This is a genomic window from Nostoc cf. edaphicum LEGE 07299, from assembly GCF_015207245.1.
GTDB classification, from domain to species: domain Bacteria; phylum Cyanobacteriota; class Cyanobacteriia; order Cyanobacteriales; family Nostocaceae; genus Nostoc; species Nostoc edaphicum_B.
In genome coordinates, this window is the sequence record NZ_JADEXF010000450.1 from 1 (window position 1) to 4,479 (window position 4,479).

A 4,479-nucleotide genomic window follows, 5' to 3' on the forward strand; every position below is an offset into this window, starting at 1 on the left:
CAATGGGTGTGTTAAGCAATAAAATGCCCTCCAAGAAGAAAATTAGGAGGGCTATATGCTAAATGAAATAATTGCCATATATGCTATAATAGACGATCTGTTAAAGGCGATTGGGCATCATAAAGACAGTAGGTAATGCGTCTGAAGATGCATTCTTTGGCCACGTCGGCGACCAGTTGACGCAGGCTATCTTAATGTTAACCAAGAAGTTTGGCGATGCCTCCGGCGGGCGTAGCCCGTCGAAGACATCGCTGATTCTCGATCTCTGTGAAGACCACGGAAAAAAAGGGGAGGTCTACGGTTTCGATGGTGGTAAGAAGGTTAGAGGACGTAAACGACATATAGTTGTAGATTCTCAAGGGTTGCTGATTGGCGTTTTAGTGACTGAAGCCAATGCGTCAGAACGTTTAGGTGCTGTGGTTGTACTGCATGAAACGGCCGAGGAATTGTCTAAATTGGAAGTTATTTGGGTAGATCAAGGCTATTCAGGAGAAAACTTTGCTCAAGCCGCTAAGCGATCGTCTTGCCATCCTCAATGATTCATTTTCTCTAGTGTGTCGGTGGGGAGGGGTACCACCTTGAGGTGCAACAACAATCTCACAAAGCGCATAAGCTTTACCTGTATCTTCACCAACTGCCTTGAAAGTATAGAGGTCTTGACCAAACCAGTAGCAATGACCTTGACCTGGTTCAACGAAAAGTCCGTTTTGGTTGATTGTCATGTAGTCTCCAAGTAAACAAGTTGTTTATTCGTAAATTAGTGTTAATGATGGTAGACAATGCTTCTCCACCGTCTATCGTGCGGTCAATTTAGATGGAAACACGCTACCGCCGGAAATAGTCGCGCCAACTTTTGGGTAAGGCTTCAAGTTGATCAATCCGGGCAAAAATGGTGATACTTTTTGCCTGAAAGATAGCTTCTAAACGATCAATGGTTTCGATATACTGACTGATGATGCCGTTATTTGCATTCATCGCAGCGAACTCCTCAAGGGTTTTAGTGATGGGTATTTTTAGGCATTTTAAACCTGTGCCATACCGCCATCGACAAACAGTTCGATGCCGTTCACAAAACTGCTGTCATCTGAAGCCAGAAAGACAACGGCTTTGGCAATCTCATCGGGCGTGCCTACTCGTCCTAGTGGGATGGTGACGGCTTGGCTGTCCACGAATTCCTGCACCTGTTCATCATTCAGTCCCATGAGATTGTAGCCAGGAGTAGGCACGACACCAGGACTAATGGCGTTAACCCGGATCTTGCGCTCTTTGAGGTCGAGTATCCAATTACGGGCAAACGATCGCACAGCGGCGAATGGCACTAAGAAAAGACGAAACGCTTATGGTTAAGCGGTTTGTAATTGCTTGCTTAACTGATGCCGGGGTTTGGCCATCAAGGGGTAAATTTTGGGGCGAGGTAAAAGGACTCGTGGTTCGTTTCTAGCAGGGCGATCAGGAACAGCCTTGTGAGCAATAACTTTCAGTAAAGTGCAATAAAGTCGCTGACGTTTTGTTGAAGTTGCAGCCTCTAGTTTGGGATTAAATAATTACAACCAATTACCCAGAAGAACATAAGGTGCCCAAAAATATGGGCGATTTTCTTTAGCTAGAATTGCAAGTTGAGCGCGTTGCAGAGCTTGAGCTTTAGTGACTCCAGCATCCAATTGCCGATATAATTCACCCATAAATTCACTAGTAGACTCATCATCTATTGTCCACAAAGTAGCTAATGTACTACGTGCGCCTGCCCGTACCGCAACTCCAGCTAACCCTAAAGCAGCTCGTTTGTCCCCCGTAGCAGTTTTACAGGCACTAAGGACAAGTAATTCAATTGTTTCGGGTCGGCTTTCACCTCTAGCCCGTAATAAACTATCTAACTCCCTAACTTTTAGTAGGCTATCCCAGGTAAGAATATAGGTTTGTTCAATATCTGAACTAAATTGCCCGTGAGTAGCTAGATGTACTATTGAAAAGGAGGTAGATTGAATTTGGTTTTGCAGATTAGTTTTCGTGAATTCTTGATTTAAAAGTTGTTTACTTGATTTAACTGAAGATTGAATTTGTTTTAATTCCTGAGTAACATTTAAAAGTTCAGGAAATGATTTACCTTCAATCAAGCGTTTTTGATCGACTCCAGCCACTAAAGCGTTTACGGGCACGTTGTGTAAAGATTTAGGAGGAAGAAGTTGTAGTCCAGGCATCAAAGAAATAGCATACTTTTCTATTAAGTATTTCTGCTGTTGTTGATCGTAAAGAATTCCCATTGGGATATTCCGCAAAGAACCATCTAGCACAAATATTAGGGATGTTATACCTTTGCTTACTAAATCTGCTTCAATAGGTCTAATTAACCAATCATATAACTGTTGTGAGCGCTGCTTAACATCAGGCTCTCGGCTAGCTACAGGCAAATCTTTCTGTAGTTGCTCTACAGTCTTTTCTAATATATTTTTAGGAATTTTAGCTGTTTTACGGTAGATTGTATCTTGCCCTGGCAGCCTAGTAATAATTTCTAGCCGATTATCTAAAATAATTGGATAGATAACAGTTGTGGATTTTTCTTTTTCAACTAATTTATCAAGGTCAACTCTTGGTATCAAACAGGGCGAACGAAAGAAATTATCTAATTCTGCTAATTGAAGAGATTCGATTACCTGACGAGCTTGAATGAGATTATCTGGCTTTTGAATCGTATTTTCTTGAAGTTGCAATAGTAAATCAACATACTGCCGATACACAGGTTCTATGCTCTCACGGAAAGAAAATTGTACGTCAGGATTAATCGCAACTAAATCATTACGAAGAGACTTGAGAGCGTTGTAAGCTCGACTATAAGCATCTGTTGCTGCCGGGATATTGGATTGCTTTTGCAGTATCCGCCCCATCTGCCAATGCCATTGATAAGCAATGTCTTGGGCATCAATAGACTCAGCTTCTACCAAGGCTTGCTGTGTAAGACCTTTGGCATCAGATAACTGTCCAGTTTGTTCATACAGTTCACCAAGAATACCAAGGGCATAAGATTCGCTTCGTTGATCTTTTAAACTCTTAGCCACTTGCACAGCTTGCGCTAGCATTTTAGCAACATCTTTTGGCTCAACTGAGTTTTGTTTCATTTTGCTCAAACTTTGGGCAAAATTAATCCGGTAGTTAACAGCCGTGCGACTTGGAGGCAAATTGTCTATCTGAGACTGAATTTGCGCCAATAAAGCTTTTGCTGTACTAACTTCTTCTTGCTCTACCAATAGTCTTAATAAATTCAGTTGAGCCTGGAGCCGCACAGTGGGTATCGTAGCTCCAATCTTCACTGCTTGTTGATAGTATTGGATCGCTGTTTGAGCATAATCCTTAGCACTGCTTGAGTTCCCTAAACTCAGTTGAGCGTAGATTTGAGCGCGGGCTGTATTACCTAAACTCAGTAAAGCATTACTTTGAGCGATGGCGTACCCGCCCGCCGTAGGCATCGCACTTCCCACTTTCTCAGCCACAGAATAACTTTCTTCTAGGATTTTGTGCGAATCGCTTAAATAGCCCAAACTTCGCAATACATTCCCTAAACTATACAATCCTCTAGCTTTAACAGCAGAATCTGCTTGTTTTTGCAGATTTTCTCGCAGTGAGGTTAAAGTGTGATCTGCTTGGAGATAATTCCCCAAAGCTTGCATTGCTTGGGCTTGATTAATGCGATTGCGAATTAGCGCTGATATATCATCTAATTGCTGATAAATTTTAGCTGCTGATTGCCAAGTATTTAGGGCTACTTCAGTTTGCCCCTGTGCTAACTCCAGCCCACCTCGAACATCTAAAGCTTGAGCAAAGACTTGCGATTGCTCTTGTGAAGAATCTGAATCTTTTAGACTTTGTAATAATTTAATAGTTTGTGAAATGACTTCATTCGCTTGTTGCCATTGTCCTAACTGCTGATACGCTAAGGAAAGGTTAGTCAAAGCTATAGCTTCATTCAATACATTATTATTAGCTTTAAATTCGTCTGCTGCTTTTTTTAGAAGTTGTACTGCTTCTGTAAACTCTCCCCCTTCATAAAGTGCTTGACTTTGCTGCACTAAACTAAAAATTTGGGTTTGGTTAACAGCAGGTTTTGTTCCTACAGCAGGAAAATATAAAACTTTGGATTTGGCAAAGGCTGCTGTAAAAAAAATAGAAGAGTCGAAAATAGCAAATGAAAATACACAGAAAAATATAGTCAAAAATGATAATAGCAAGTATTTAAAAAACTTCATATAGATTAAAAAATAAATTTTGTATTTGTTTATGATAATTAATTATAAAAACCATGTATTATTATGTGTCGCTTTGGATGAAGTTGTAGCTACAACATGGTAATAGTTGTTGTAAATCGATATTCTCCACGCAACGCATTAGCTCCTTTGTGTAAGCTTAAAAGGGATTATATTGTACAAAAAAATACAGCCCATTCTCTTGCCATGTATTACCTTGAGTATCAACAGAAACTAAAGGAAT

The 4,479-nt window shown here is 40.7% G+C and carries 4 protein-coding genes and 1 pseudogene; 1 reads left to right on the forward strand and 4 read right to left on the reverse strand.

Annotated features, from left to right (window positions below; translation table 11 throughout):
* Positions 1–258 precede the first annotated feature (258 nt).
* A pseudogene (locus IQ229_RS14510) lies at positions 259–518 on the forward strand (transposase); the annotation flags it as partial.
* On the opposite strand, the gene IQ229_RS14515 reads toward IQ229_RS14510, so the two are convergent.
* The 4 genes from IQ229_RS14515 to IQ229_RS14530 form a co-directional block, all read right to left on the reverse strand.
* The gene (locus IQ229_RS14515; protein ID WP_194044802.1) at positions 486–722 is read right to left on the reverse strand and encodes a cupin domain-containing protein; all 237 of its coding nucleotides are present in this window, start codon (positions 720–722) and stop codon (positions 486–488) included. The pseudogene IQ229_RS14510 and the gene IQ229_RS14515 sit on opposite strands and share 33 nt — an antisense overlap.
* 103 nt (positions 723–825) lie before the next feature.
* On the reverse strand, positions 826–975 hold the full coding sequence (locus tag IQ229_RS14520) for a hypothetical protein (protein ID WP_194044804.1): 150 nt from the start codon (positions 973–975) through the stop codon (positions 826–828).
* Positions 976–1,022: 47 nt separating this feature from the next.
* The gene (locus IQ229_RS14525; RefSeq protein ID WP_322743991.1) at positions 1,023–1,319 is read right to left on the reverse strand and encodes an SDR family oxidoreductase; all 297 of its coding nucleotides are present in this window, start codon (positions 1,317–1,319) and stop codon (positions 1,023–1,025) included.
* A gap of 225 nt (positions 1,320–1,544) precedes the next feature.
* Positions 1,545–4,205 (reverse strand): CHAT domain-containing protein, encoded by a 2,661-nt coding sequence (locus tag IQ229_RS14530; protein WP_228013471.1) that lies wholly within the window; start codon positions 4,203–4,205, stop codon positions 1,545–1,547.
* Positions 4,206–4,479: the final 274 nt, after the last annotated feature.